The 26,575-nt window shown below is 46.2% G+C and carries 24 protein-coding genes; all 24 read left to right on the top strand.

The window, feature by feature from the left end:
* Nucleotides 1-3: 3 nt before the first annotated feature.
* The 24 genes from AC1DOV_RS28130 (at nucleotide 4) to AC1DOV_RS28015 (ending at nucleotide 26,227) form a co-directional block, all read left to right on the top strand.
* Nucleotides 4-2,832, top strand: coding sequence for a glycoside hydrolase family 3 C-terminal domain-containing protein (locus AC1DOV_RS28130; protein WP_477551597.1), 2,829 nt, complete (start codon nucleotides 4-6; stop codon nucleotides 2,830-2,832).
* A 142-nt stretch (nucleotides 2,833-2,974) separates the two neighbouring features.
* Nucleotides 2,975-3,328, top strand: a complete 354-nt coding sequence (locus AC1DOV_RS28125; protein ID WP_477551596.1) for a hypothetical protein — start codon at nucleotides 2,975-2,977, stop codon at nucleotides 3,326-3,328.
* A gap of 207 nt (nucleotides 3,329-3,535) precedes the next feature.
* Nucleotides 3,536-5,338 carry a cache domain-containing sensor histidine kinase gene (locus AC1DOV_RS28120; RefSeq protein ID WP_477511212.1) on the top strand — a complete coding sequence of 601 codons (1,803 nt, stop codon included), beginning with the start codon at nucleotides 3,536-3,538 and terminating at the stop codon, nucleotides 5,336-5,338.
* Nucleotides 5,331-6,887, top strand: a complete 1,557-nt coding sequence (locus tag AC1DOV_RS28115; protein ID WP_477551595.1) for a response regulator transcription factor — start codon at nucleotides 5,331-5,333, stop codon at nucleotides 6,885-6,887. Before AC1DOV_RS28120 ends, AC1DOV_RS28115 begins: the two co-directional genes overlap by 8 nt.
* Before the next feature lie 283 nt (nucleotides 6,888-7,170).
* Nucleotides 7,171-8,130: an ABC transporter permease gene (locus AC1DOV_RS28110; RefSeq protein WP_477551594.1), complete on the top strand. Its 960-nt coding sequence runs from the start codon at nucleotides 7,171-7,173 to the stop codon at nucleotides 8,128-8,130.
* 12 nt (nucleotides 8,131-8,142) lie between these two features.
* The gene (locus AC1DOV_RS28105; RefSeq protein WP_430061753.1) at nucleotides 8,143-9,036 is read left to right on the top strand and encodes a carbohydrate ABC transporter permease; all 894 of its coding nucleotides are present in this window, start codon (nucleotides 8,143-8,145) and stop codon (nucleotides 9,034-9,036) included.
* A gap of 70 nt (nucleotides 9,037-9,106) precedes the next feature.
* Nucleotides 9,107-10,831 carry an ABC transporter substrate-binding protein gene (locus AC1DOV_RS28100; RefSeq protein ID WP_339208536.1) on the top strand — a complete coding sequence of 575 codons (1,725 nt, stop codon included), beginning with the start codon at nucleotides 9,107-9,109 and terminating at the stop codon, nucleotides 10,829-10,831.
* Between the two features lie 92 nt (nucleotides 10,832-10,923).
* A complete protein-coding gene (locus tag AC1DOV_RS28095) occupies nucleotides 10,924-12,948 on the top strand; it encodes a beta-galactosidase (protein ID WP_477551593.1) in 2,025 nt (674 codons plus the stop codon).
* 67 nt (nucleotides 12,949-13,015) lie between these two features.
* Nucleotides 13,016-13,363, top strand: a complete 348-nt coding sequence (locus AC1DOV_RS28090; protein WP_441882152.1) for a hypothetical protein — start codon at nucleotides 13,016-13,018, stop codon at nucleotides 13,361-13,363.
* A gap of 45 nt (nucleotides 13,364-13,408) precedes the next feature.
* The gene (gene spoVAC / locus AC1DOV_RS28085; RefSeq protein ID WP_076270077.1) at nucleotides 13,409-13,894 is read left to right on the top strand and encodes a stage V sporulation protein AC; all 486 of its coding nucleotides are present in this window, start codon (nucleotides 13,409-13,411) and stop codon (nucleotides 13,892-13,894) included.
* Between the two features lies 1 nt (nucleotide 13,895).
* On the top strand, nucleotides 13,896-14,918 hold the full coding sequence (spoVAD, locus tag AC1DOV_RS28080) for a stage V sporulation protein AD (RefSeq protein ID WP_076270076.1): 1,023 nt from the start codon (nucleotides 13,896-13,898) through the stop codon (nucleotides 14,916-14,918).
* The gene (spoVAE, locus tag AC1DOV_RS28075) at nucleotides 14,915-15,265 is read left to right on the top strand and encodes a stage V sporulation protein AE (protein ID WP_076270075.1); all 351 of its coding nucleotides are present in this window, start codon (nucleotides 14,915-14,917) and stop codon (nucleotides 15,263-15,265) included. The genes spoVAD and spoVAE overlap by 4 nt, the downstream gene beginning before the upstream one ends.
* A gap of 140 nt (nucleotides 15,266-15,405) precedes the next feature.
* The gene (locus AC1DOV_RS28070) at nucleotides 15,406-16,362 is read left to right on the top strand and encodes an AAA family ATPase (RefSeq protein ID WP_076270074.1); all 957 of its coding nucleotides are present in this window, start codon (nucleotides 15,406-15,408) and stop codon (nucleotides 16,360-16,362) included.
* A 4-nt stretch (nucleotides 16,363-16,366) separates the two neighbouring features.
* Entirely contained in the window at nucleotides 16,367-17,614 is a 1,248-nt protein-coding gene (locus AC1DOV_RS28065; RefSeq protein ID WP_339208542.1) for a DUF58 domain-containing protein, read from the top strand.
* Entirely contained in the window at nucleotides 17,611-19,866 is a 2,256-nt protein-coding gene (locus tag AC1DOV_RS28060; RefSeq protein ID WP_477511207.1) for a transglutaminase domain-containing protein, read from the top strand. Before AC1DOV_RS28065 ends, AC1DOV_RS28060 begins: the two co-directional genes overlap by 4 nt.
* 116 nt (nucleotides 19,867-19,982) lie before the next feature.
* Nucleotides 19,983-20,507 carry a YqeG family HAD IIIA-type phosphatase gene (locus AC1DOV_RS28055; RefSeq protein WP_076270071.1) on the top strand — a complete coding sequence of 175 codons (525 nt, stop codon included), beginning with the start codon at nucleotides 19,983-19,985 and terminating at the stop codon, nucleotides 20,505-20,507.
* Nucleotides 20,507-21,631, top strand: a complete 1,125-nt coding sequence (gene yqeH, locus AC1DOV_RS28050; protein WP_076270070.1) for a ribosome biogenesis GTPase YqeH — start codon at nucleotides 20,507-20,509, stop codon at nucleotides 21,629-21,631. Before AC1DOV_RS28055 ends, yqeH begins: the two co-directional genes overlap by 1 nt.
* A gap of 38 nt (nucleotides 21,632-21,669) precedes the next feature.
* Complete coding sequence (gene aroE, locus AC1DOV_RS28045) at nucleotides 21,670-22,530, top strand: shikimate dehydrogenase (protein ID WP_475449568.1); 861 nt, start codon at nucleotides 21,670-21,672, stop codon at nucleotides 22,528-22,530.
* A gap of 60 nt (nucleotides 22,531-22,590) precedes the next feature.
* On the top strand, nucleotides 22,591-22,896 hold the full coding sequence (gene yhbY, locus AC1DOV_RS28040; protein ID WP_076270069.1) for a ribosome assembly RNA-binding protein YhbY: 306 nt from the start codon (nucleotides 22,591-22,593) through the stop codon (nucleotides 22,894-22,896).
* A gap of 110 nt (nucleotides 22,897-23,006) precedes the next feature.
* On the top strand, nucleotides 23,007-23,597 hold the full coding sequence (gene nadD, locus AC1DOV_RS28035) for a nicotinate-nucleotide adenylyltransferase (RefSeq protein WP_477551592.1): 591 nt from the start codon (nucleotides 23,007-23,009) through the stop codon (nucleotides 23,595-23,597).
* Entirely contained in the window at nucleotides 23,587-24,141 is a 555-nt protein-coding gene (gene yqeK, locus AC1DOV_RS28030; protein WP_477551591.1) for a bis(5'-nucleosyl)-tetraphosphatase (symmetrical) YqeK, read from the top strand. Before nadD ends, yqeK begins: the two co-directional genes overlap by 11 nt.
* 21 nt (nucleotides 24,142-24,162) lie before the next feature.
* On the top strand, nucleotides 24,163-24,510 hold the full coding sequence (rsfS, locus tag AC1DOV_RS28025; protein ID WP_054027809.1) for a ribosome silencing factor: 348 nt from the start codon (nucleotides 24,163-24,165) through the stop codon (nucleotides 24,508-24,510).
* Nucleotides 24,507-25,463 carry a CvfB family protein gene (locus AC1DOV_RS28020; protein ID WP_339208547.1) on the top strand — a complete coding sequence of 319 codons (957 nt, stop codon included), beginning with the start codon at nucleotides 24,507-24,509 and terminating at the stop codon, nucleotides 25,461-25,463. Before rsfS ends, AC1DOV_RS28020 begins: the two co-directional genes overlap by 4 nt.
* Nucleotides 25,460-26,227 (top strand): class I SAM-dependent DNA methyltransferase, encoded by a 768-nt coding sequence (locus AC1DOV_RS28015; protein WP_076270065.1) that lies wholly within the window; start codon nucleotides 25,460-25,462, stop codon nucleotides 26,225-26,227. The genes AC1DOV_RS28020 and AC1DOV_RS28015 overlap by 4 nt, the downstream gene beginning before the upstream one ends.
* The last annotated feature ends 348 nt before the right edge of the window (nucleotides 26,228-26,575 follow it).

The raw sequence follows: 26,575 nt of genomic DNA, 5'->3' as shown, positions 1-26,575 counted from the left end.
GTTATGACGACCAGTATACGTTTTCCATTTGAAAATTTAGAGCTTCCGCTTGAAGAACGGGTAACCGATCTTGTTTCACGTTTTACGCTAGCTGAGAAAATTGAATCGATGGTTCAATACCAGCCTGAAATAAAGCGATTAGGCGTAAAGCCGTACAAACATGGGACGGAAGCAGCTCATGGAATGGCGTGGTTAGGCGAAGCGACCACGTTCCCTCAGCCCATCGGGCTTGGCTGCACTTGGAATCCCGTGCTGCTGAAGGAAGTAGGTTCTGCAATCGGTGACGAAGCACGCGTTTACTTTCAGCGAAACCCGGCCATCAACGGCTTGACGCTGTGGGCGCCAACGGTGGATATGGAGCGAGATCCGCGCTGGGGAAGAACAGAAGAGGCTTATGGAGAAGATCCTAAGCTGACAGGTGAGCTAACAGCCTCGCTGGTACAGGGCATTCAAGGCGATCACCCGCTGTACTTTAAAGCGGTAGCGACCTTGAAGCATTTTATCGGCAATAACAATGAAATCAATCGCGGCAGCTGCTCGGCAAGCATCGATCCGCGCAATATGAAGGAATATTATCAAGCAGCGTTCAAGCCTGCTTTCGTCAAGGGCGGCGCTCATTCGATGATGACCTCGTACAACTCGGTTAATGGCACGCCTACTATTTTGCACGAGGATGTAAACAAAGTAGTGAAAGCGGAATGGGGCATGAACGGCTTCATCGTCAGCGATGCGGGAGATTTGCTTGGTATCGTCAACGATCATCACTATTATGATTCTTATAAGGAGGCAGTAGCTCATTCCATCAAAGCAGGCATCGACAGCATAACGGATGATAAAGAAAAATCATGTGCGGCTATTCGCGAAGCTTTGTCAGAAGGGCTGCTGTCAGAGCAGGATTTGAATAAAGCACTCATTAACACCTTCCGTGTACGTTTCCGCTTAGGAGAGTTCGATCCCGCTGAAGGGAATCCATACGCGGATATGCCGGAATCGAAACTATGTGCGCCGGAGCATGGACAATTATCGCTGCGAGCTGCACAAGAGTCGATTGTTTTGCTCAAAAATGAGAACAAAACGTTGCCGTTGAATAAAGAAAAGTTAAGCCGTGTAGCAGTGATCGGGCCGCTTGCTGACGTTGTATACCGAGACTGGTACTCTGGATCACTGCCGTACAAAGTAACACCACTTGAAGGCATCAAGAGCAAGCTTGCCGGCAAAGAAGTAACATTCAGCAGCGGCAATGATCGCGTTCGATTGAAATCAGCTGCGAATGGAAAAGTATTGCGCACATCCACAGACCATGCAAACCGCCTGCAAGCGACTGATTTGGATGAGGAAGGCGATACATTTGAGGTGACGGATTGGGGCTGGGGCAGTTATACGCTAGAGAGCATGGATTCCGGCAAGCTGCTTACAAGCGCAGATGATGTCAACATTGCAGCAGCTGCAAGCGAAGCTTTTGGCTGGTATGTGAAGGAAGTGTTCAAGCTTGATGAGCAATCCGAAGAGAAATTTGCGATACGAACTTGGAACGGCAAGCTGGTCACTGCTCCTAATGGCGGCCCAGATTCCCTTCAAGTTACGGAATTAGCGGATATTGGAGCAAGCGAGCTGTTCTCTAAAGATGTCATTACGAACGGAATTGCAGAAGCGGCAGCTGCAGCCAAAGCAGCAGAAACGGCAATTGTTTTCGTAGGCAATAATCCGCTTATTAACGGGAAAGAAGAAATCGATCGTCCAAGCCTTGACCTTGCCGCTTCGCAAAATGAATTAATTAGCGCGGTATTCGCTGCTAATCCGAACACGGTCGTCGTAGTTATTGGAAGTTACCCATTTGCACTTAATAAAGTAAACGAGCAAGTTCCAGCGATTGTTTATTTATCACATGCGGGTCAAGAGCTGGGCAATGCCATTGCTGACGTTTTATTCGGTGATTATTCGCCGGCTGGACGCTTGAATATGACTTGGTACAAATCAGAAGAGCAGTTAACCGATCTAATGGATTATGATATTTTGAAAGGAAAACGAACATATCTTTATTTCGATGGTGAACCGTTGTATCCATTTGGTTATGGTCTTAGCTACGGTTCATTCCGATACGGTCCGCTTGAGATTACGAATAACGCTGCGAGTATGAACGGCAGTGTAACGGTGAAACTGCAGGTTACAAATGAGAGCGACATCGCAGCGGATGAGGTTGTCCAATTATATGTACGAGTGGAGGGCTCAAGGGTACAGCGTCCGCTTAAGAAGCTGGTTGGCTTCACGCGGATTGCATTCCAGCCTGGAGAGACGAAGCAAGTAGAACTTGTAGTTCCAGCAGAAGAGCTTGCTATTTGGGATGTAACACGGGACCGTTTCTGCCTTGAATCGGCGGCTTATACGTTTGCAGCTGGTGCCTCCTCTGCACATCTCCTTACTGAGGGTACAATAACAATCGAAGGCGAGACCATTCCACAACGTCAGTTATCCTTGCAGACGCGCGCGGAAAACTATGATGATTATGCGCATGTTTATTTGGATGAGAGCAAGGAAGGCGGAACGGCAGTCCGTTTATCGCAAGCAGAGGGCTGGATCAAATTTAATGATGTTGATTGGTCAAACGGCCCAAGTGTATTTGAAGCTCGCGTTTGCGGCGGCGCTCAAGGCGGAGAGTTGTCTATTCAGATGATCAGCCCGGCCGCTGTTTTTAGAGGCTCATGCTCGGTTGAATCAAGCGGTGAGCAAGAATGGCAAACGATTCGTATTGATCTGCCAAGCTGCAAGCTGAGAGGTGATCTGGTTATTGGTTTGACGGAAAGTGTGAAGCTGAGCTTCTTCCGCTTTCAATAATAAGAGCAACTTCATAAGGAGCTGTCTTCAGGTGCTGTATAGCGCTTGTTGCAGCTCCGTTTTTGCGGTTATGGTTGCTTTTTATGTAATGCCGCTTTATTCTTTAAATGAACAATGAGCATCGACAGAGGAGCTAGTCCATATGGCAAACGACATTGAAATCAACTTGTATAAAGATTGGATAAATACGGTGAAAGAAATTTTCCGGGGGTCAGGACATCCTTTGCCTGAATCCATTAGCGATCGGGAGGCAGCAGTTGCTTACTTCTCGCAGACCGCACAATCGGAAGAGGAAGCAGCGCAGCAGGCGGATGCGAATGAAGAACGCCTTGCCTCGCTTCAGCAGACGATCATCGATCATTTTGAAACGGTTATTGTGCCGGATATTCGCAGCAGAACAAATTATGAAGGCGATCGTTTTGCTTTCAAATGGTTGTACAACAAAGGCGAGCATATCGTTGAAGAGCACTCATCCTACCGAATTCCGCTCTCTTAAGAGCGGGATTTTTGCATCGTATAGGCAGCGCTTCCATTTTGTCTAATTTTCATATGATAAAATATTGAATTAGTGATGTAGGCACGGCAGATTACCAGCATTATAATGTAGATGCCTTAAAATTTTACGCGAAAAAGTAAACGCTTACCTCAGCCGATACTAACGAATGAAGTTTGCTGCGCAAAGCTTTAAGGAGGAACCGTTTGTATGAAGAAGAGCATTCGAACAATGGGGCAAAGAATGAACAATATTCGAATCAAAAAGAAACTTATTATTTCTTTTATTCTCGTTGTTTTTGTACCGGTGCTTATCGTAGGCATTTTTCTTACCGTCGCTTTTAGGCAAAATGTACTTGATCAAGCGACCCAGCAAATTACGAATAACGTCGAGCGAATTAAGAAGCAGACCTTGGATATTATACGCATGCCAATCGAAATTTCCGACAAGCTGCTGGTCGATAGCAGGTTAACGAACGTCGTCAACACGCAATACAGCTCCACGTTTGATGTCGTTAAGGCGTTTTGGGATTACCGTGATTTTAAAGATTACATTAAACTATACAGTGAAGTCTACAACATACGCTTTTATACGACGAATATGACGATACTCGACAATTGGGAGTTTCTGAAAGTTACCGATCCCATTGCGGAAACAGACTGGTATAAGTCAGCAATGAAGCGCGACGGCATTCACTGGGAATACATTAAGGATGAAACCAAAAATAACCGCCGTTATTTGAGTCTGATTCGGAAGATCACGTTCCCAACATATCGGACAAGCGGCGTACTAGTGATAGGCGTGAATCAGGATGAGCTTAATGCGATGATTAGCCAAGAGCCGTTTGATACGATGATTATTGATGACAATGGTTATATGATTGCAGCGAAAAACCCCGAATGGGTAGGTAAAAATATTTCTGAATTAGACTTTGCCAGTAAACTGACGAATAAAGCAGCAGGCACCTATGAATTCAAATACGAAGGAAAACCTTCGAAAATTGTTATCGAGGATCTTCAGCCTGAATCAAGCTTTAATCGGTTGAAAATCGTATCTGTATTTACAATTGATAGTATTGTAAGTGGAGCTAATCGCATAAGCTTGCTTGGGCTAGGCATTATTTTGCTAAGCTTAGTTATAGCCTTCGTTATGATTTATATTTTTTCTGCGATTATATCGAAGCGGATGCTGGTCCTGAATAAAGATTTGAACAAAGTAGCGATGGGAGATTTGAACGTGATTTCGCATGTGACAGGCAATGACGAGATTGGCATCCTGTCCAAGCAATTCAACAACATGGTCGTAAGTATTCGCGGCTTAATGGACGAGGTAGCGGAATCGCATAAACAACAGGCCCAGCTGCAGCTTAGACAAAAGGAAATTAAGCTGAAAATGATGGCCAGCCAAATCAATCCTCATTTTTTGTTTAACGCGCTTGAATCGATTCGAATGAAGGCTCATATCAAGGGCGAGACAGAGATTTCTTCAATCGTTCGTATGCTTGGTAAAATGATTCGTCGAAATTTAGAAATAGGCGCGCGCAAAATTGCATTAAAGGATGAACTCGAAATGGTGCGCTGCTATTTGGAAATTCAAAAATTCAGATACGGTAACGATCGATTGACGTTTCGCCTGGATATCGATGCTAACGGTCAGGAGATCGAAATTCCGCCGCTTATTATTCAGCCTCTCATCGAGAATGCTGTTGTGCATGGTCTTGAAAATGTTGCTGAGGGCGGATTCGTATGGTTAAAGACAGAGGTCAGTGATCATATGCTTCGGGTTGAGGTATCCGACAATGGCGTAGGAATCAGCGATGAAAAGATTAATGAAATCAATGAATCGCTGCATGATATGGAAGAAGAGGAAGAATACCGAATCGGGCTGCGCAATGTCCATCAGCGGCTGGTCATGATCTATGGGGACGGATATGGCTTGACGCTGAAGAGCGAGCTTGGAGCGGGTACACGCATTACTTTTGAAATTCCAATAGGGGGTCATTCGCTTGCATAAAGTACTCATTGTAGACGATGAACCGATGATTCGAGAAGGACTGCAAACATTAGTTGATTGGAGCAAATACGGATTTGCCGTCGCAGGGACAGCATCCAATGGACGCGAGGCAGTCGAGAAGCACGGCGTGCTGAGTCCTGATTTGATTCTGATTGATATCCGCATGCCTGGCATGGATGGACTACAAGCGATTGAGGAAATAAGGAAAACAGACAATAGCTGTCATTTTTTAATTTTGAGCGGCTATGCGGAGTTCAATTATGCTAAGCAAGCGATCGCGCATAATGTGGATGGTTATATTTTAAAGCCGATCGATGAAGATGAGCTGGAGAGCTATGTCGAACGTGTCTCTGCTCAGCTCCAAAGTCAGTCGGAGCAGCGCCAAAACACAGAGCAATCGGTTGCTTTACTGCGTGAGGAGATGCTGTATCAGCTCTCAAGCGGGAAGCTGGATGCAAATACGGCTAACAGTCACGAGCTGAAAACATTATTGGGTGAGCCTGCGAAATATTACCAGCTGATGTTGATCGAGCTCTACAGCAGGGAACATTCCCTTACACTGAATGCAACGCTCAAGAAGAAGCTGACAGACATTGTTGAAGAGAAGCAAATCGGCTGGGTTTTTTCTGCCGAGCCTTATATTGGGATATTGCTTAAAGATTATATGCTCCAAAATGGCTCGCGCGAGCAAATGAAGCTGTGGATCGAGGAATGCTGCGGAACGAAGGTGAAATTTGCAGCTGCGGCAAGCGAACCCGTTCGCGAACCCGCGGAGCTGCAAAAATGGTCCATGCCCATTCACGACTTATTGAAGCAGCGGTTCATGCTGCAAGGACAGTTCATCCATATGGCGTCTTTAGCCGAGGAAAGACAGCAGGCGGAGGCTAAGCTTAGCAATCAATTATCAATCGAAAGCCTTGCTCAAAAGATTTATTATATGCTGGATATCGGGAGCAAAGAGGGAATGGACAACGCGATGCAGGAGGCGTCCAATCAAATTATCGCTTATGATTGTTCCGAGCCGTTCGTCAAATCGAGCTGGGCGCAGCTTCTCACGATCGTACTAAATAAAGCGGCCTTGTCTAATCCGCAGCTATCACTTCATGAGGATCTGTCGATGATTACCGCCCTGTACCTTGCCCATCATTATGAGGAAATGATTGCGCAGCTGCAAACCCGTCTGTCGGAGCTGGCGATGAAAACTTCGAAATCAGACAGCTTGTCGGTCATGAAACAAATGACTGACTTTATTGAACGTCATTATAGCGAAAATATTAAGCTGGAAACGCTGGCTGATCTTTTTAATTACAATAGCGGCTATTTAGGCAAAATGTTCAAAAACTATACGGGTGAGCATTTCAACACGTATTTGGATCAAGTGCGAATCCAGCATGCCATTGAGCTGCTGCAGGAGGGGCTCAAGGTTCATCAGGTGTCGGAACGGGTCGGATATGCGAATGTTGATTATTTCCATAGTAAATTTAAAAAGTATAAAGGGGTATCGCCCTCATCCTTTAAAAGTATTTCTGGTAGAACGGCTTTGGAATAGGAAGCTGTTGTTCCTATAATCTTATTAATACAAACATCTATATCACAGGACTGATAGAGTCGCTGGCGAGCTAGATGTTTTTTTATTTTTTTATATAACCAACGGTTATGAAAGCGCTTGAAAGAACGTATTTTCATATGATTTTAGGTCTAATTATATGGGTGCCGGAGGATAGGTTCTATCGTTTATGATAAGTACAGATAAGAGAGGGTAAGCTACTCACCACATAAGGTAGCTTGCGAAGACGTTTTTGCACGAAGCAGAAACAGTAGGAGGAGCAGCTATGAAACCGCTAACAGATAGTCCTAAGCAGTTAAGGGCGACAAACAAAAGGAATCGATTTTGGTTCAAAGCCATCCAGCAGCGTTACTTGTACATGATGTCGCTGCCGTTCGTCATCTGGATCTTCCTATTCAGCTATGTGCCGGTATGGGGCTGGTTGACCGCATTTCAGAATTATAAGCCGAAAAACGGGATATTGAAACAAAAATGGGTAGGCTTTGACAATTTCGTAGAGCTGTTTCAAGACGAAAGATTTTATATCGTTTTGCGAAACACGCTGGCAATGAGTACGATGGGGCTTATCGTAGGGTTTACGATTCCAGTTATTTTTGCTCTATTGCTGAATGAAATAAGAGGGCAGTTTTTTAAGCGCTCAGTACAAACCATTTCATATTTGCCGCACTTTGTATCTTGGGTTGTTGTTGCGGGGCTTGTAACGAAGATGCTGTCAACAGACGGCGGTGCGATTAATCAATTATTGATGTATCTTAACATCATTGATACGCCGATTCAGTTTATGGCCAAGGGTGAATGGTTCTGGAGCGTCGTAACCTTATCGGATTTGTGGAAGGAAATGGGCTGGAATTCCATCATCTTTTTAGCTGCGATGGCGGGAATAGATCCTGAGCTTTATGAAGCATCGACTGTCGATGGGGCAGGCCGATTCCGCAAAATGTGGCATATTACATTACCGGGAATTAGAACAACCTTTATGGTGCTATTCATATTATCGATCGGTCATTTAATCAGCATTGGCTTTGAGAAACAGTTTTTGTTAGGAAATCCTCTTGTATCCGATTTTTCAGAAGTGCTCGATCTTTATGCGCTGAAGTACGGTATTCAAATGAGCCGATATTCGTATGGTACGGCAATCGGTATCTTTAACTCCGTCGTCAGCATCCTATTAGTGTTTATCGCGAACGGAATTTACAAACGAGTCACCAAAGAATCAATCATATAGGAGGTGCGGTACATGCAAGGAGCTATGAGAAGAAGTACAGGCGATAAAGTTTTTGACACATGCATTTATGTATTCATGATCATCGTTGCTATCGTAACGTTGTATCCGTTCCTGAATGTACTAGCGATATCATTTAATGATTCGGTAGATACGGTAAGAGGCGGTTTAACTATATACCCTCGCGAATTTACACTCAAAAATTACGAGACGATTTTCGGCTTTGAGGGACTGCTTGTAGGCTTCAAAAACTCGGTTATTCGTACCGTTTTGGGAACGCTCATTGGGGTGTTGTCGGCATCCATGATGGCTTACACCTTAAGTCGTCCAGACTTCCAAGCAAGAAGATGGATGTCCGTCGTATTCGCACTCACGATGTATTTCTCAGGCGGTCTCATTCCAGGGTTTCTGCTTATGAAAAACTTAGGTTTGATTGGTACGTTTTCGGTTTACATCATTCCTGCTATTTTGAGCGTTTGGAACGTATTCATCGTCCGCTCTTATATTGACGGGCTTCCGTATGCACTCCAAGAATCAGCCAAAATTGATGGGGCAAATGATTGGACTATATTTTGGAAGGTTATCCTTCCGCTTTGTCAGCCTGTACTCGCTACAATTGCTTTGTATATTGCTGTTGGACACTGGAACGCTTGGTTTGATACTTACTTGTTCAATAATAGGAGTCCAGAGAATACGACACTGCAGTATGAGCTGATGAAGGTGCTGCTATCCACGCAAACGGGCAGTAATTACCGTGACCCTAATGCGCAGCAAACGCTGGCGTCGGTTTCACCGGAATCTATCAAGATGGCGATTACGATCGTCGTTACGGTACCGATTTTGCTAGTTTATCCTTTCCTTCAGAAGTATTTTGTCAAAGGCATGACGCTTGGCGCAGTAAAAAGTTAATATTGGTAATAGCAGGTTTCCTGTTATATACACGAGCATGATGAACGAGAAAAAGGGAGGCTTTCAAGCAATGAAAAGAAAAATGCAAATGGCTTTAAGCTTGGTATTGGCACTTGTATTCGTATTTGTCACGGCATGCGGCAATTCGAATAATGAAGGCGGCAAAAATAAAGAAACGAACGCGCCAGGCAATTCCACGAATTCACCAACAAATGCAGCAGAGCCGGAGAAGGGTGATCCGATTACGATTCGTATCGCTTCTGGCGACGCGAACCCGAGCTGGGATGATATGAAGTCAGATGTAGGGCAATTTATTGTAGATAAAACAGGCATTACGATTAAGCAAGAATTCCCTGTTGGCGGCAGTGACACAGATATGTTTGCCCTTATGGTAGCAAGCGACGAGTTTCCAGATATGGTTATGCCAAAAGGCAGCGCAGGCAAACTGGTTGATGCTGGCGCACTGATCGATCTTCGACCTTTGATTGAGGAGCACGCACCGAACTTGAAAAAGATTTACGGCGAATACTTTAATCGTCTTCGTTGGAGCAAAGATGACGACGCGATTTATGTGCTTCCTCAAGACGGCGTAGGACAAACCTACTTCGAAGCAGGCGGCGGTTTCCAATTGCAGCATCAAGTGCTTGAAGCTGCAGGTTATCCAGAAATCAAAACGGTACAAGACTATGAAGCTGCAATCAAAGCTTATATTGAGAAGAACCCTAAAACAGCTGATGGCCAGCCGACAATCGGCATGTCGCTTAACGGCGGTGAATGGCAAATTCTAATTTCAGTTACAAACCCGGCTTTCTATGCAACAGGTGCTCCAGATGATGGCGAGTTTTTCGTTAATCAAGACACACATGAAGCGATCATGCATTACCAGCGTCCTGAGGAAAGAGAGTATTTCCGTTGGCTGAACCATATGAACGATATCGGTTTGCTTGATAAAGAAAGCTTCGTTCAAAAATATGATCAATATAAATCAAAAATTGCTTCCGGCCGTGTGCTTGGACTGATTGACCAAAACTGGGATTATGGCGAAGCAGAAAACGCTTTGAAAGCAGCTGGCAATTTTAAATCAACTTACGCTCGTTTTCCTGTAACGCTGAATGATACATTCCAAGATCACTCCTTCCAAGGCACAGGTTACCTATCTGGTTATGGAATTGGGATTACAAAGGATGCCAAAGATCCAGTACGCTTAATCAAATTCCTTGATTACCTTGCATCAGATGAAGGTCAAGTATTAGTGAACTGGGGTATTGAAGGCAAGCATTACAATGTAGAAGGCGGAAAACGTGTTATTCCTGCAGATGTTCAAGCTCAAAAATCAAATGACGGCAATACATTCAAGAAAACGACAGGTATTGGCAACTACTTGATTTCTGCTCGCTACGGCGATGGCGTGAAGGATCCTTCTGGAAACTACTATACGACGACATTCCCTGAGCAAATTCAAACGGCTTATTCCGAAGAAGACAAGAAGACGCTAGCGAAATACAATGCGAAAACGTACAGAGACCTATGGCCTGCTGACGATGCATTCCCTGTTCGCAAATATGGCGCAGCTTGGACACTTCCGTTCGAGACGGGCTCGCAAGCAAACGTTATTTTCCAAAAAACACAAGATATTATGAAAAAACGTATCCCTGAAGCGATTCTTGCTAAACCAGCAGACTTCGATAAAATCTATGATGCATTTCTAAAAGATCTTGATGATGCAGGTGTAGCAAAACTGAATGCTGAATTTACAAAAATGGTGCAGGATCGTGTGGAACTTTGGTCGAAATAAGACTCAAAGTGAATTGGCAGGGAGAGGGCTCATCTAATGAGCTCTCTCCCTTGCTGTTAATTAACATAAACTGAAGGGAGATTGAAATAAAAATGATAAACGAGAAACTTCCGAAAATATGGTACGGCGGAGATTACAATCCGGAGCAGTGGGATGATGAGACGATGACAGAGGATCTTCGCATGTTCAAGCTTGCGAACATTGATGTTGCAACGGTTAACGTTTTTTCTTGGGCGCGGATTCAACCAAGTGAAGAAACCTATGATTTCACTGAGCTGGATAACATAATTGACAGACTTCATGGCGACCAAATTGCTGTTTGCCTTGCTACAAGTACGGGGGCTCATCCGGCATGGATGGCGAAGAGATATCCGGATGTCACTCGTGTCGATTATGAGGGCCGCAAACGTAAATTTGGAGGACGCCACAATTCCTGTCCGAGCAGCCAAACCTACCGGCAGCATTCGGGACGCATCGCTGGGAAGCTGGCTGAGCGTTATAAGGATCACCCTGCGATTGTCGCTTGGCATATTTCGAATGAATATGGCGGCTACTGTTATTGCGATAACTGCGCCGACGCTTTCCGAATATGGCTGCAAAAGCGTTATCACACGATTGAACAATTGAATAAGGTTTGGTATACAAATTTCTGGGGCCATACTTTTTATGACTGGGATGAAATTGAACCGCCTAATGCGCTTAGCGAGGAATGGGGCGGCAATCGAACCAACTTCCAAAGCATATCGCTTGATTATCGCAGATTTCAATCGGATGCTCTGCTTGATTGTTATTTAATTGAACACGAAGAAATTCGCAAGCACTCGCCCAACATTCAAATTACGACAAATATGATGGGTACTTACCCTGAGCTTGATTATTTCAAGTGGGCAAAACATTTGGATGTCATCTCGTGGGACAATTACCCGTCGATCGACACTCCCGTAAGTTATACAGCAATGACGCACTCGCTTATGCGCGGTTTGAAAAGTGGACAGCCCTTTATGCTGATGGAGCAAACGCCGAGCCAGCAGAACTGGCAAGCCTACAACGCTTTGAAGCGCCCTGGCGTCATGCGGCTTTGGAGCTATCAGGCAGTAGCGCATGGCGCGGATACCGTCATGTTCTTCCAGCTGCGCCGCTCGATCGGAGCATGCGAGAAATATCATGGCGCTGTCATTGAGCATGTGGGCCATGAGCATACGCGCGTGTTTCGTGAGTGCGCGGAGCTTGGTCATGAACTGACGAAGCTTTCAGATAAGCTGCTTGATTCGCGAATTGATGCAAAGGCAGCCATCGTATTTGACTGGGAAAACCGCTGGGCAGTTGAGCTATCCAGCGGTCCAAGCGTAGCTTTAAAATACGTGGACGAGGTTCATAAGTATTACGATGCCTTGTTTGAATTGAATGTTCAAACCGATATGATCAGCATTGAAGAAAATTTCGAGCAATATGATCTCGTCATTGCACCGGTTATGTATATGATTAAACCGGGTTTTGCGGAGAAGGTTGAAGCGTTCGTGGAGCGCGGGGGCACCTTCATTACGACTTTTTTCAGCGGCATCGTTAATGAGAATGATCTCGTAACTACGGGCGGCTATCCAGGCAAGCTGCGCAAGGTTCTTGGCATTTGGGCGGAGGAGATCGACGCGCTGCTGCCAGGCCAACACAACCAAATGGTGATGAAAAAAGTTGATGGGGCTCTCAGCGGCACCTATACATGCAGTCTGCTATGTGATTTGATCCATTCTGAAGGTGCTGAGGTTATTGCTGAGTACGGCTCAGATTTCTATAAAGGCATGCCAGCGGTTACCGTTAATAAATTTGGCAGCGGGGAAGCTTGGTATATAGCTTCCAGTCCTGATAAAGAGTTTCTGCAGTCGCTGCTCACGAACCTATGCAAGGACAAAGGGATTGAGCCAATCTTGTCCGTACATACAGGGGTCGAAGTAACACGCAGAAATAAAGATGGGAAATCCTTTACTTTTATTTTGAACCATAACTCTGAGCCTTCTGAGCTTCAGCTTGGCGCTCAGCAGCGAACAGAGCTTCTCACGGGTGAGATTGTCAGCGGCACTTACAGCTTATCTGCTAAAGGCGTTATGATTATTGAACAATAAAACATTTGCCTATTGAAATCGTTATTGAAATCGCCCTGGATAAGCTCCGCAGCTGGGTGTTTGGCATATGCTGTTGATAAAAGCCCGGTGTGAGGGGAGCTGCACTTTTGTCTACGAAGCGGCAACGTCATTTATTGAGCTTGCTCGTGCTCATAATGTATGTTTTACTCGTTCTTTTGTTATTAGCCATATTTCTTTAAATAAAGGGTTGCCTGCGACTAAATCATTAGTCGGGGGCAATCCTTTTTTTAATGTAAGAAAGAATATTATTTGCTCCAGATTATCTTGTATATCTCCGTCAAAGCTGATGCAGCATCCAGAGGACATTGATGGCGTTTTTGTTTGTGTTGGAATATTGCAACCTGCTATTACAAATAATGAACCAGAAGAAAGCAAAGCGGTTACGGAACTTTAGCTTCAGGCATAGAGAAAAACCGTAGCGGAAAAGGAGGATGGTTTTGTGGCGACCAAAAGCAAAAGTCATTACAAAAAAATGTCCATGTCACCAAAAGAATATCAATCGTTCGCAAAAACGATGGAGCCGCCTCGATCTGTACTTGGGAATTGTTTGAAAGCATTCGTTTTCGGCGGGGCAGTATGTGTATTTGGACAGGTTATACAGGAGCTTTATGTCCATTTGATGGGAATGAGCGAAGAAGCGGCAAGCAATCCAACCGTTGCCACGCTTATTTTGATATCCGTTATTTTAACGAGCCTAGGCGTGTACGATAAAATTGCGCAATGGGCTGGTGCTGGCTCAGCAGTGCCTGTAACCGGATTTGCCAATTCCATGTGTTCGGCTGCTTTGGAGCATCGGAGCGAGGGTCTTGTGCTTGGTGTTGGCGGCAATATGTTTAAGCTGGCTGGTTCAGTGATTGTTTTCGGTACAGTCGCAGCTTTCTTCGTAGGTATCGCTCATCTTATTCTCGGAACTGGGGGTCAGTAATATGCTGCGAGGGAAACAATCATGGTGGTTTGAGAAACGCCCGGTAATAATCGGCGAAGCGACCGTGGTCGGTCCTGATGAGGGAGATGGTCCGCTTGCAGCCGATTTTGATCTCGTCCATCCTGAGCTAGACATGCAGCAAAAAAGCTGGGAGAAGGCAGAGCGGCTGCTGCTGGAGCAAGCCTCGGAGTTTGCAATTCAAAATGCCGGCATCGAACGCGACCAGCTTCAGTTTTTTGTCGGCGGAGATCTCATGAATCAAATTATTAGCAATAGCTTTGCTGCTCGATCACTAGGAGTACCGTACATTGGCGTATTTGGCGCATGCTCCACCTCGATGGAATCATTGGCGCTTGCATCGCTCTTCGTGAATTCAGGCTCAGCCACTCATGTGCTGGCAGGCACTTGCAGTCACAATTGCACAGCTGAGAAGCAATTTCGTTATCCAACGGAATATGGCTCACAGAAGCCGCCTACCGCTCAATTTACGGTTACGGGTTCTGGCGCAGCTGTTGTCGCTGCAGAAGGTGACGGCCCAGTCGTGGAATGTGCAACCATCGGGAAAGTCATAGATCTCGGCATCACAGATCCATTTAATATGGGAGCTGCAATGGCGCCCGCAGCTGTAGATACGATACAAGCCCATTTTAACGATACAGGCCGATCTCCTCGTGATTATGATTTAATTGTAACGGGTGATTTGGCTGGAGTAGGGCATCCCATTGCAAAGGAATTGCTTATGAAAAACGGCGTTCCGATGAACGAAACAGTGTTTGGCGATTGCGGCCTTATGGTATATGACGTTCAGAAGCAGAAGGTACAGGCAGGGGGCAGTGGATGTGGTTGTTCAGCCGTCGTTACTTACGGACATCTGCTCAAACGAATCAAGAAAGGCGAATTAAACCGAATTTTAGTCGTGGCGACGGGCGCATTATTATCGCCGCTCTCGTTCCAGCAAGGCGAGAGTATTCCATGTATAGCACATGCTGTTGCCATTAGCGCAGGAGGGAGCAAGCATATATGATCTTTTTGTGGGCTTTTTTAGTTGGTGGAGGAATTTGTGTGATCGGTCAGCTGATGTTTGATGTTCTTAAGCTGACTCCTGCCCATACGATGTCGACCTTAGTGGTCATTGGCGCTATCGTTGATGGTTTTGACTTATATGAACCGCTCGTCAAGTTTGCTGGAGCGGGAGCTACGGTTCCGATAACAAGCTTTGGTAATGCCCTCGTACACGGCGCATTAACCGAATTGCATACGCAAGGCTGGATTGGCGTTATATCGGGTATCTTTAAAGTAACTAGTGCCGGCATTTCGGCAGCGATTATATTTTCCTTCTTGGCAGCACTTGTCGTCAGGCCAAAAGGATAACCATTTATACACTTAAGTTGGAGGGTCCTGTGGGATCTTCCAATTTTTTTTGTAGCGAAAAAATTTGTGTACTGTAAAGGAAGTACTGTAAAATAGTAGTATTGAATACTAACTCATGCGTTATTTCGGGAGGTTATGAAATGGATATTCGTCCTGCAGACATGCAATTATGTTCTACTATTCTCCGAAACTTAGAATCTTGTATCCTCGGCAAACAGGAAGAGATCCAAAGATTGTTAATTGCCGTCGTTGCAGGTGGACATGTTCTGCTTGAAGACGTGCCAGGCACGGGCAAAACACAATTAGTGAAAGCGTTGGCAAAGTCAATAGGCGGCCAGTTCCGCCGGATACAATGCAATCCCGACTTGCTGCCAACTGACATAACAGGCGTTTCCATTTACCATCCCAAACAAGAAACCTTTTTATTTCGTCCGGGTCCAATTATGGCCAATATATTGCTAGCCGATGAAATCAATCGCGCAACAACGAAGACACAATCTGCATTGCTTGAGGCGATGGAAGAAGGACATGTAACGGTTGATGGCGATACATATGAGCTGCCTCGTCCGTTCGTTTTGCTCGCTACCCAAAATCCAATTGAATTTGAAGGCACTTATACGCTTCCGGAGGCGCAGCTGGACCGGTTCATGATGAAGCTGTCGCTCGGGTATCCAAGTGAAACAGATGAGCAGCAAATGGTGCTCTCTAATGAAGGAATACATCCATCTGATCGCATTCAGCAAATGATTAATATATCCGATATGATCCAAATTCAGGACCAAGCGCTTAAGGTGCATATTGATGACGCCGTAGGCAAATATTTAGTTTCATTAATAAGAGGAACGAGAGAAAACGCGAATGTAATGCTCGGTGCAAGTCCTCGTGCAGCGCTAGCGCTGGCAAGAGCGGCTAAAGCGAGCGCTTATATTCAGCAGAGACAGTTTGTAACGCCTGATGATGTGAAGGAACTTGCTCCATACGTGCTTTCGCACAGACTTCTTCTGAGAATGGAAGCTAGAATGAACGGTCTTAAAGCGGAGGATATCATCGAGCAGGTGATTCAGTCCACGAAAGTACCGGTTCGGCTAGAGCGTTAGTCGTATGACAGCGGCCAAATCTTCGAAGCTGCGGATGCAGCTTGTCGCAGTCATTTATTTGACCAGTCTGTTCTACTTTTTATTTCAAGGCGGCAAAACCGCGATGATGCTCTTCATGATTTTGAATTTATTAATTATTTATTTAGTGCTTGGCAGGTGGAGCGGAATTAACAAGGTGACGGGCAGCAGAGTGTATGCGATGCCTGGAGCAACAACAATCGATCAATCTTTATCAGCAGGCAGCACGCTAGAAGTAAGCCTTTCCATGAAAATACCTGGCTATTATCCGCTTCCATACGTCATTGTTAGAGATCAGCTGCATCGTCATAATGGACAAAGGCTGGCATTCGAGACTTCCTTCGTGCCGAATTGGAAGCGTGCGGGCCATGTCGTGTATCAAACGCCTCCGCTGCAGCGCGGCGAGTACCGATTTACTCATACAGAGTGCTTGTCTTATGATGTTTTCGGTTTGTTCGAGCATTCAGGGAAATTCGGATCAGAGACGGTGCTTAATGTGCTGCCTCAGACAGTTCCGCTTAGGCAGTGGAATGGCATTCAGCGCGGGATTCGCGGTCCTTACTCTCATGCCATCGCGTCACGCTCAGCGAAGGAAACGACACAAATTAACGGCGTTCGTGAATATTTATACGGAGACCGTTTGTCACGTGTCCATTGGAATGCGACGGCGAAGACGGGCGAGTGGAAATCGAAAGCTTTCGAGCGTGAGTCATTGCCGCGTACGCTAGTCATCCTTGATCGACATTCAAGCAGCTACAAAGGTGAACTCGCGACTCGCTTCGAATTAGCCGTATCCGTTGCAGCTTCATTGCTCGAGAACGGTCTCAAAAGTGATACGGCAATGGGGCTGCTCTCCATTGGAGACTCCATGACATTCGTTACACCCAAATCAGGCATTGATCAACGAAATATGGTGATGAGGCATTTAACCTTTGTAGATGCAAATGCAGCGAGGCCTTTGTATCCGTCGCTTCAGCAAGCTGATTCTACGATTGAAGCCGGAAGTTTTGCAGTCCTCATTACTCCTGAGACTGGCGCGGATGTCATTCGAAGCATGGAGTGGCTCTCACGCAAAGGAATTACCCCTTGCTTGATTCATATCTCCTCGTCGGTTGATTTATTAAGCCATAATACTTCTTGGAAACGTGTATTGCGCGAACGCGGCTGGCCTGTATTTGAAGTTCGTCAGCTGCAAGAGCTCCCAACGGTATTGGAAGGGAGCGGAATTGCATGAAGCAAATGATGAAATCAATTGGTGTGTATTTAACGACGAACTGGTTTGAGAAGCTGAGATCTATATTTATTGCCATTATTTTAGCGAATGTAATTACAATATTTGAAGGTTATTGGTGGGACGAAACGTACGCCATTGCCTACTACACTTTATTTGCGGCGGCAGCAATTGATATATTGCTTCCTCCCCGCTGGAAATTTCTGAAGCTTCTTTTTCAAGTAATGGCAGCTATTTTTATTACAACGCAATGGGCAAGAATGGAATGGATTGTTGCAAGTCCACAGGGCTGGCAAGAGTGGCTGTGGTGGCTGCAGGTACATCTCGTTCAGCTTAATCCATTTATATGGATAAGTGGGGCGATGCTTATGCTCTACGTGCTGTTTGGAATATGGACGATCACAAGAGTTCGAATGTTCGGATTTGTAGGCGTAAGCATTTTGGTGTTAACCATCGCAGATTCCTTTACGCCGATCTGGCTGTGGGATGAAGTAGGGATGGTCGTCTTTATTGGTTTGCTCTGGATGGTCGCTGGCCACTTGTCGAGGCTGAAGCGCGAGCATCCGAATAGCTGGAAAGAGCTAATCGAGTATCCGCTGCGATTAATGGTGCCGATTGCACTCGTTTTATCTATTCTCATGATTGTAGGATTGAATATGCCCTCAATTGCTCCTATTCTTCAGGATCCTTATACGATCTGGAAGGAAGCTAAAGGGGAGAGGGTTCAGGTGTTTTTAGGCGATAAGGGCACAGATGTGATATCGCCGAACCGATCAGGCAATGCGAGCTCCGGATATAGTCGAAGCGACGATAAGCTTGGTGGTGGATTTGAATTTGATTATTCACCGATGATGACCGTCACGACCTCGCATCGCAGCTACTGGCGCGGGGAGTCCAAAGCTTTTTACACGGGTGACGGATGGATTGATGTAAGTCCCAGGCTTGCTGGCGAAGAAAATATTTCAGTTGTAAAGGGAGAAGTATTCCCTTCATTAGATGATCCGCCAAAAGCTGGGGTTAAGCAAGTCAATCAGATTGTTACAATGATTCGAAAGGATGTTTATCCGGTTCTTTTTGCTGCTGCACCACTTTCGAAGATCAATTGGATTGAAAATGAAGAGGCAGCTATTCCAACCAGCTTGAGATGGGAGCCTAGCTCAGGCGAGCTGCGGCTGCTGAACTGGTCCATGCAAAACCGCAAATACCCGCAAACGTATTCGGTTACGTCGTCAGTACCTGTTTTAGATGAAGCGCTGCTGAGGACATCCAAAGCTGGCTGGTCAGATAAGGGAGAGGCTTCACGCCATTCATTTTACTTGCAATTGCCTGAATCATTGCCGGATCGAGTCAAGCAGCTTGCAGAGCAGGTCACCGCTGGGGCTGCTAATGATTATGATAAAGCTAGATTGTTGGAGTCGTATTTAAGGCTCAATTACAACTATAATAATTTGCCCGATGAATCGAAGCTCACAGGATCTACCAGCGATTTCGTTGATCAATTTCTGTTCGAGCTAAAAGAAGGCTATTGCGATTATTTTTCCACTTCAATGGCCGTTATGGCGCGTAGCTTAGGCCTTCCGACGAGATGGGTTAAAGGATTTGCTCCTGGTGCGCTGCCAGCTAGTGACTTCGGCCCTCCAGGCGGTTACAGGGAGGAAGAAGTAAATCCAAGCGGAGCAGGCACCTACACGGTTCGAAATTCAGATGCTCATTCTTGGGTAGAAATTTATTTTGAAGGTACTGGCTGGATTCCTTTCGAAGCAACAGCGGGTTTCTCATTCCCGTATACGCTGCCTGAAGAAGAGGTTGCTGCTTTGCCAGATCTGGAACTAAGCGATAACGATGCTGCAGCAGCAGGAGATACAGAAGGCTCATCAAGCTCGCAGGTTTGGTTATGGAGCTCCATATCACTACTCATCGTTGCTGCAATTGCATGGCTCATTATTCGTCGTGACAAGCTTATCTTTTCTTGGAGAAAGCTCCGCCATGGATCATACACAACAAATGATCGAATCGTACTTGAGACGCAAAAGCTGCTGCGCATTTGCAAAAAGCGTGGAATGGAGCGCGAAGACCATGAGACGCTGCGCGAGGCCGTATTGCGCTGGTCGCAAAATCAGAAGCGGCTGCGTGAAGATTTTAAAATTGTGCTGAATGGGTTTGAGCAAGCAAAATACAGCCCTGTTATGGCGTCATCCGAAGAAGCGGATCGATTCGTCGTTAAAGTACGCTCACTCATTGATCAATTAAGATAACATACGAACAAATACCGCTCGCCAGAGAAATTGGTAGCGGTATTTTTTTGCAACAAATTTAGTTTGTATGGTATAGTTTCGTAAGATAGCAAGCAGAAAGCAGAGGGATATCCATTATGTTTGAACGGCTGTTGCCGCATATGCGCGTCAATACAGTATATGAAATTAACTTAGATGAGCTGCATGCAAGAGGCGTTCGCGGCATCATTACGGATTTGGATAATACGCTTGTCGGTGCCAAGGAGGCGTTAGCTACGCCTGAGCTTGTGCAGTGGCTTGATTACGTACGTTCTCGGGGCTTTCAGGTTGTTATCGTATCCAATAACAACGAGACACGCGTCGGGAAGTTTGCTGCGCCGCTGAATATTCCATATATTCATGCTGCTCGCAAGCCAGCTGGCAAATCGTTCAAGAGAGCGCTTAGTGTACTCCGCCTTGCACCTGAGGAAACCGTCGTAATCGGAGATCAGATGCTGACGGATGTGCTTGGGGGTAACCGTATGGGGTTATACACCATCCTTGTCACACCAATCGCTCCTGCTGATGAAGGTATAATGACACGAGTGAATCGTCGTATTGAACGAATAGCGTTAGTGCGTTTAAGGAAAAAAGGGTTATGGTATGAGGGGGAAACAAAGTGATGGAACAACAACTTAGTCAGGCATATGGATCATGTGCGGGCTGTGGAGTGGCGCTTCAGATTAAAAGTTCTGATTTGCCAGGTTATTTGCCGGAGGCGGCTGTCGGTCGCGAACCGGTTATTTGCCAGCGATGCTTCCGAATTCGCAATTATAATGAAGCTTCATCCGTAGCGGTTGATCAGGATGACTTCTTAAAGCTGCTTGGCAGCATCGGAAATACGGATAGCCTCGTTGTGCATATTGTCGATCTGTACGATTTTGAAGGAAGTTTGATTTCGGGCTTGCAGCGTTTTGTCGGAAACAATCCAGTGCTGCTAGTCGTGAACAAAATTGATTTGCTGCCGAAAGCGATGAACGTCAATCGACTTCGGAATTGGGTTCAGAAGCAAGCAAAGGAAGAGGGACTGCGCACAGTCGATGTGGTCCTATGCAGCGCGAAGCGGAATATGGGCTTCGAGCGGGTTATTGAAGCGCTTGAGCAGTACCGGAATGGCCGAGATGTCTATGTGGTTGGCGCGACGAATGTCGGCAAATCAACCTTGATTAATCGTCTAATTCGAGATTACAGCGATATGGAACGTGAGCTGACTACTTCTCGTTATCCGGGAACAACGCTTGATGCCGTTCATATTCCGCTTGAGGATGGGAAAGCGATTATTGATACCCCAGGTATCGTCTATACGACACGTATGACAGAAGTTGTACCGCGGAGCTTCCTAGGCTCACTATTGCCGGACAAGCCAATTAAACCGCTCGTCTATCAATTGAACTCAGGTCAATCGCTGTTTATTGGCAGCCTTGTTCGATTCGATTTTGTTGAGGGTGATCGCCAATCCTTTACGTTCTATGTTTCAAACGCGCTCAACATGCATCGTACGAAGCTGGAGCGGGCGGATGAGTTGTATGCAGATCACCGTGGACAATTGCTCGGAGGACCATCGCTTGAAGAACTAGAAACGATTCCTGCTTGGACTAGGCATTCACTTCGCGTTAAGCGCGGCTTGAATAAGGACGTATTTATATCCGGTCTTGGCTGGATACAAGTGAACGGTACTGGTGGAGCTGTTATTGACATCTATGCGCCGAAGGGCGTTAAGGTCATGCTTCGCGACTCGATGATCTAAACACATGTCACTTGGAAGGGGAATTCACTGTGACGAATATGAGCGCAGGAAACCAGATTGACAGCAATACTCTTTTGTTCGGCGTCATCGGCGATCCGATAAGGCATTCGAAATCACCTATTATGATGAACCGTGCCTTTCGGGAAACGGGAATTAACGGTGTATACACTGCTTTTCATGTTACGAGTGATCGTATCGGAGATTTTGCCGCTGGTGTTCGTGCAATGGGCATTCGAGGTGTTAATGTTACGATCCCCCATAAGCTGGACATTATGTCCGTGCTTGATGAGATCGATGCAAGCGCGCAGGCGATTGGCGCGGTTAATACGATTGTCAACGACGCTGGCCGCCTAATCGGTTATAATACCGATGGCATTGGTTATGTGCGTTCGTTGAAGGAAGAAGCGGAGCGTGAGCTTGCCGGGAAACGAATCGTCGTTATCGGCGCAGGCGGCGCAGCCCGCGGCATCATTTATGCTCTAGCAAGCGAGAATCCTGCGCGAATTACGGTGGCCAACCGTTCCGTAGACCGGGCAAAAGAGCTTGCAGATTCATTGCAAAATAAAGTAGATATTGAAGCGATTTCGAATGATGAGCTGCAAACCGCATGCGAGCAAGCCGATATCGTGATTAACACGACATCAGTAGGCATGTTCCCTCATACGGAGGAGACGCCAATTGATGCAAGCTGGCTGAAGCTGGGCGCGGTTGCAAGTGATTTAATATACAATCCTTTGAAAACGAAATTTTTGCAGCAAGCAGAGCTGCGCGGCTGCCGCATTCATGGCGGGCTTGGCATGTTTATTTATCAGGGCGCATATGCCTTTGAATATTGGACAGGCCAGCCAGCACCCGTCACAGCGATGCGCGAAACGGTACTTGCTTCATTGCAAGGCTAAACTTATTTATTGAAGCAATCAAACAGACGAATTATTGAGATGAAAGAAGGAACACTTATTATGCTTACAGGCAAACAAAAACGATATTTAAGAGCGCTAGCTCATCATTTGACACCGATTTTCCAAGTCGGAAAGGGCGGTACTAACGATCACCTCGTTCGTCATATCGAGGAGGCAATTGAGTCGCGTGAGCTTATCAAAGTTTCTGTTCTTAACAACTGTCTAGACGATCCTAAGGAAATCGGCGTTGAAGTTGCTAAATCAGCGGGCGCGGAGCTTGTACAAGTGATCGGCAAAACGATCGTTCTGTACAAAGAATCGAAGGACAACAAACAAATCGAGCTTCCTACAGCTGCTCGCAAATAATATGGACCGAGACTTGTGCGGCGAATGCAGCTTTTTGTCATAAAGGGCATACTAGAAGACACGATAGCTGTTAACGCTTCGACTTTGCTTGATAGGGAGGCGTTCAACAAGTGAGTAAGATAGGAATTATGGGCGGCACCTTCGATCCCATCCATATCGGTCATTTGATTGCTGCAGAAACTGCACGAGAGCAGAGCGGCTTGGACGAGGTGTGGTTTATCCCGTCATACGGACCACCGCTCAAAGCGAATGAGCCAGGCGTTAGCGGAGAGCGGCGCTACGAAATGGTATGCGATGCTATCGAGAGCAACAAGGCCTTTCGAGCGCTTGATGTTGAATTGCAGCGTGGTGGTGTGAGCTATTCCTACGATACGATCGTAGAGCTGCAGGGGCGTTATCCGAACCATTCTTTTTCTTATATTATCGGTTCAGATCGCATCAACGACCTGCCGAAGTGGCATGAAATCGAGCAGCTAGCTGCTCGGATATCATTTATTGGATTAGAGCGTCCAGGCAATCCGGTCGATATATCCGCACTGCCGTTTTTTTTGCAGGAGCGGGTCAGCTTGGTTCACATGCCTGCCATTGCGATTTCTTCAACAGCGATTAGGAGCAAGGTGAAAGCTGGGCAGTCTGTTCAATACTTAGTGCCTGATTCGGTGAATAGCTACATGAGGAGGTACAACCTGTATGAATCGTGAGCAAATGATCGAAAAAGTAAGAGCGGAAATGCCTGAGCGAAGATGGCTGCATACACAGGGAGTTATGGAAACTGCGGTCATATTAGCTAATAGGTTTGGCGAAGATGCTGTACGAGCTGAGCTTGCTGCCATTTTGCATGATGTTTCTAAGTACTGGAATGTCGATCGTATGCAGAAGGTCATTCGCGATCAAGCATTGCCAGCAGAGCTTTTACTTTATGATAAAGAATTGTGGCATGCACCCGTTGGGGCGTGGGTAGCCGAACATGAATTTGGTGTGGCGGACACCGAAGTGCTGGACGCTATTCGCTACCATACATCTGGTCGCCGCGGCATGTCGAAACTTGAGAAAATTGTTTGCCTTGCCGATTATATGGAGCCAGGGCGAGAGTTTCCAGGAGTAGACAAAATTCGCGAGCTTAGCGAGCATTCATTGGATCAAGCATTGCTTGCTGGCTTTAACTCTACAATTTCCTTCTTATTAGAAAAAGGAAAACGAATATTTCCGCTAACAATAGAAGCAAGAAATAGTTTATTAGAATAATATTTAACAGGAGGCTGAGCTATGGCGTTACATTCGGATCAATTGCTTCAAATCACAGTCGCAGCAGCAGAAGACAAAAAAGCGGTGCGCGTTGTTGCTTTGAACTTAAAAGAAATTTCCTTGGTGGCGGATTATTTCGTCATTTGCAGCGGTAACTCGGATACACAAGTACAAGCTATCGCAACAGAAATTCGGAAACAAGCTGAGAAAAATGGCAATCGCGTGCGCGGAATCGAAGGTATGGATTCGGCAAGATGGGTGCTGATTGACCTCGGCGACGTTATCGTTCACGTATTCCATCGCGATGAGCGTGAATATTACAACATTGAGCGGCTATGGTCCGATGCGAAGGTTGTGGAGTTTGCATGAGTTTTGTAGCCGGAACAACTTTGACTTTAAGGGTGGCACGCGAGGTGTCGCCCTACGGCTATTTTTTGAGCGATGAAGAATCGGATGTGCTCATGCATTATACCGAGCTTGTAGGCTCTAAGCCAAAAATCGGCGATGCAGTAGAAGTATTCATTTTTTACGATTCCGAGGATCGATTGGCTGCTACGATGAAGAAGCCGCTTCTCCAGCTAGGTGAGCTTGCTCGCCTGAAAGTAGCGGACGTTCATCCAAGGCTTGGCTGCTTCCTAGAAATGGGGCTTGGCAGACAATTGCTGCTTCCGCTTTCGGAGCTGCCGGAGAGCATTGAGTACAGACCTCTTCCTGGCGATGAAGTATTTGTTGTGATGAAGCATGACAAAATAGGAAGACTCGTAGCGAAAATTGCTTTTGAAGAGGAACTCTCGGAGCTTGTCTTCCATGCACCTGAGAGCTGGAATAATCAATGGGTTGAAGGCTGGGTAACAAAAACGCTGCAGCTCGGCTCGTTCGTCATGATTGATGGCGGCGTTGTAGGGTTTGGCGTTTATGGGCTTATTCCAAGCGCAGAACGAATCCGTCCGCTTAGACTTGGTGAGCGTGTAAGCGCTCGTGTTACTTTCATTCGTGAGGATGGCAGAGCTAACCTCTCCATGGCGCAGCGTAAGGAAGTAGGACGTTTGGAGGATGCTGATCGACTGCTTGCCTTCATTAAAGAACGACCAGGCGGTGGAATGCCTTACTCTGATCAGACGGATGCCGACATTATTAAACAAAAATTCGGGATTAGCAAAGGTGCCTTCAAACGCGCTTTAGGCAAGCTGATGAGAGAAAGGCTTGTCACTCAGAAAGGCAGCTGGACTTATTTGGCTGAACCGTCTGATGCGACGACGGAGCAAGCAGGAGAGCAAGCGAACGCTTCAGGCTCCTCAGCTGAAGGAGCTGACGGGCAATGACACGCTCTTATGGACAGTTCGCTACTGTCTATGATCAGCTGATGGAGGATATGCCCTATGCAGAATGGCTGGGCTTCGCAAGGGCCGGCTGGTCGCGCTATGGCATGCCTGCTACTGTCGTAGATCTTGGTTGCGGTACAGGGAGCATCTCGATTCCGTTAGCACGCTCGGGTTTCCATGTGTATGGAATTGATTTGTCATCGGACATGCTTACCGTTGCACGCAGCAAGTGGGATGAGACGCCTCAGGCTGTTACGAGACCGCGCTCCGGTTCGATTCGGTGGCTGCAACAGGATATGCGTGAATGGGAGCTGCAAGAGCCCGTTGATGCGGTCATTTCGTTTTGTGATTGCTTGAACTACTTGACGGAGGAAGAGGATATTGAGGCGGCTTTCCGCGCTACCTATGCTGGCCTTCGCAGCGGCGGTTCCTTTTTATTCGATATGCATCCGCCAAAGCAGCTCATTCGTTATGCGGAAGAACAGCCCTTTGTGCTTGATGAGCGTGATGTAGCCTATATATGGACATGCGACTTTGAAGAGGAGCGCTGCGAGATTGAGCATAACCTAACGATATTCTCGCGTGACCGCGATTCAAAGTTTTATCGGTTTGAAGAATCACATGTGCAGCGCGCTTACGATCCAGACTGGATCGAGTCAGCTCTGTACCGTGCGGGCTTTAAAACGGTTGACCGTTACGCAGATTTTGAGCTGAAGCCAGCTGACAGCGAGTCAGAGCGTTTGTTCTTCGCAGCAATCAAATAATATGATCCACTAGAGATGGGTGTCTCATAGAGTCTAACTAGACTTTATGGGAAACCCTTTTTTGATCTGTGCGGCTATTCGCAGAAAACGTCGCTATATAAGAGACGACAATAGGAGACTGTGGTGCGTTAGTACCTATACGTGCTTATAGAGTGGAATCGTCATGAGAGTACGCTCGAAAGTTCGCTGTAAGAACACATATGCGCTTATAGAGGAAAAGCAACCCTGGTTTGTGGTGGTTAAGCACACATATGTGCTTAATGAGTGGAATCGTCGTGAGATCACGCTCGAAAGTTCGCTGTAAGAACAAATATGCGCTTATAGGGGAAAAGTAACTCTGGTTTGTGG

It is taken from the genome of Paenibacillus sp. 01T47, from assembly GCF_056398245.1.
This window is presented reverse-complemented; position numbering and strand designations above follow the sequence as displayed.

Excerpts from the sequence above, each read along its gene's own strand:
- AC1DOV_RS28120 (WP_477511212.1), top strand. The coding sequence starts at position 3,536 with ATGAAGAAGAGCATTCGAACAATGGGGCAAAGAATGAACAATATTCGA.
- AC1DOV_RS28060 (WP_477511207.1), top strand. The coding sequence starts at position 17,611 with ATGAAGCAAATGATGAAATCAATTGGTGTGTATTTAACGACGAACTGG.
- spoVAD (WP_076270076.1), top strand. The coding sequence starts at position 13,896 with ATGCTGCGAGGGAAACAATCATGGTGGTTTGAGAAACGCCCGGTAATA.
- yqeH (WP_076270070.1), top strand. The coding sequence starts at position 20,507 with ATGGAACAACAACTTAGTCAGGCATATGGATCATGTGCGGGCTGTGGA.
- yhbY (WP_076270069.1), top strand. The coding sequence starts at position 22,591 with ATGCTTACAGGCAAACAAAAACGATATTTAAGAGCGCTAGCTCATCAT.
- AC1DOV_RS28130 (WP_477551597.1), top strand. The coding sequence starts at position 4 with ATGACGACCAGTATACGTTTTCCATTTGAAAATTTAGAGCTTCCGCTT.
- AC1DOV_RS28090 (WP_441882152.1), top strand. The coding sequence starts at position 13,016 with ATGCTGTTGATAAAAGCCCGGTGTGAGGGGAGCTGCACTTTTGTCTAC.
- AC1DOV_RS28070 (WP_076270074.1), top strand. The coding sequence starts at position 15,406 with ATGGATATTCGTCCTGCAGACATGCAATTATGTTCTACTATTCTCCGA.
- AC1DOV_RS28055 (WP_076270071.1), top strand. The coding sequence starts at position 19,983 with ATGTTTGAACGGCTGTTGCCGCATATGCGCGTCAATACAGTATATGAA.
- yqeK (WP_477551591.1), top strand. The coding sequence starts at position 23,587 with ATGAATCGTGAGCAAATGATCGAAAAAGTAAGAGCGGAAATGCCTGAG.
- AC1DOV_RS28100 (WP_339208536.1), top strand. The coding sequence starts at position 9,107 with ATGAAAAGAAAAATGCAAATGGCTTTAAGCTTGGTATTGGCACTTGTA.
- aroE (WP_475449568.1), top strand. The coding sequence starts at position 21,670 with ATGAGCGCAGGAAACCAGATTGACAGCAATACTCTTTTGTTCGGCGTC.
- AC1DOV_RS28110 (WP_477551594.1), top strand. The coding sequence starts at position 7,171 with ATGAAACCGCTAACAGATAGTCCTAAGCAGTTAAGGGCGACAAACAAA.
- AC1DOV_RS28125 (WP_477551596.1), top strand. The coding sequence starts at position 2,975 with ATGGCAAACGACATTGAAATCAACTTGTATAAAGATTGGATAAATACG.
- AC1DOV_RS28020 (WP_339208547.1), top strand. The coding sequence starts at position 24,507 with ATGAGTTTTGTAGCCGGAACAACTTTGACTTTAAGGGTGGCACGCGAG.
- AC1DOV_RS28015 (WP_076270065.1), top strand. The coding sequence starts at position 25,460 with ATGACACGCTCTTATGGACAGTTCGCTACTGTCTATGATCAGCTGATG.
- AC1DOV_RS28095 (WP_477551593.1), top strand. The coding sequence starts at position 10,924 with ATGATAAACGAGAAACTTCCGAAAATATGGTACGGCGGAGATTACAAT.
- rsfS (WP_054027809.1), top strand. The coding sequence starts at position 24,163 with ATGGCGTTACATTCGGATCAATTGCTTCAAATCACAGTCGCAGCAGCA.
- spoVAE (WP_076270075.1), top strand. The coding sequence starts at position 14,915 with ATGATCTTTTTGTGGGCTTTTTTAGTTGGTGGAGGAATTTGTGTGATC.
- AC1DOV_RS28065 (WP_339208542.1), top strand. The coding sequence starts at position 16,367 with ATGACAGCGGCCAAATCTTCGAAGCTGCGGATGCAGCTTGTCGCAGTC.
- AC1DOV_RS28105 (WP_430061753.1), top strand. The coding sequence starts at position 8,143 with ATGCAAGGAGCTATGAGAAGAAGTACAGGCGATAAAGTTTTTGACACA.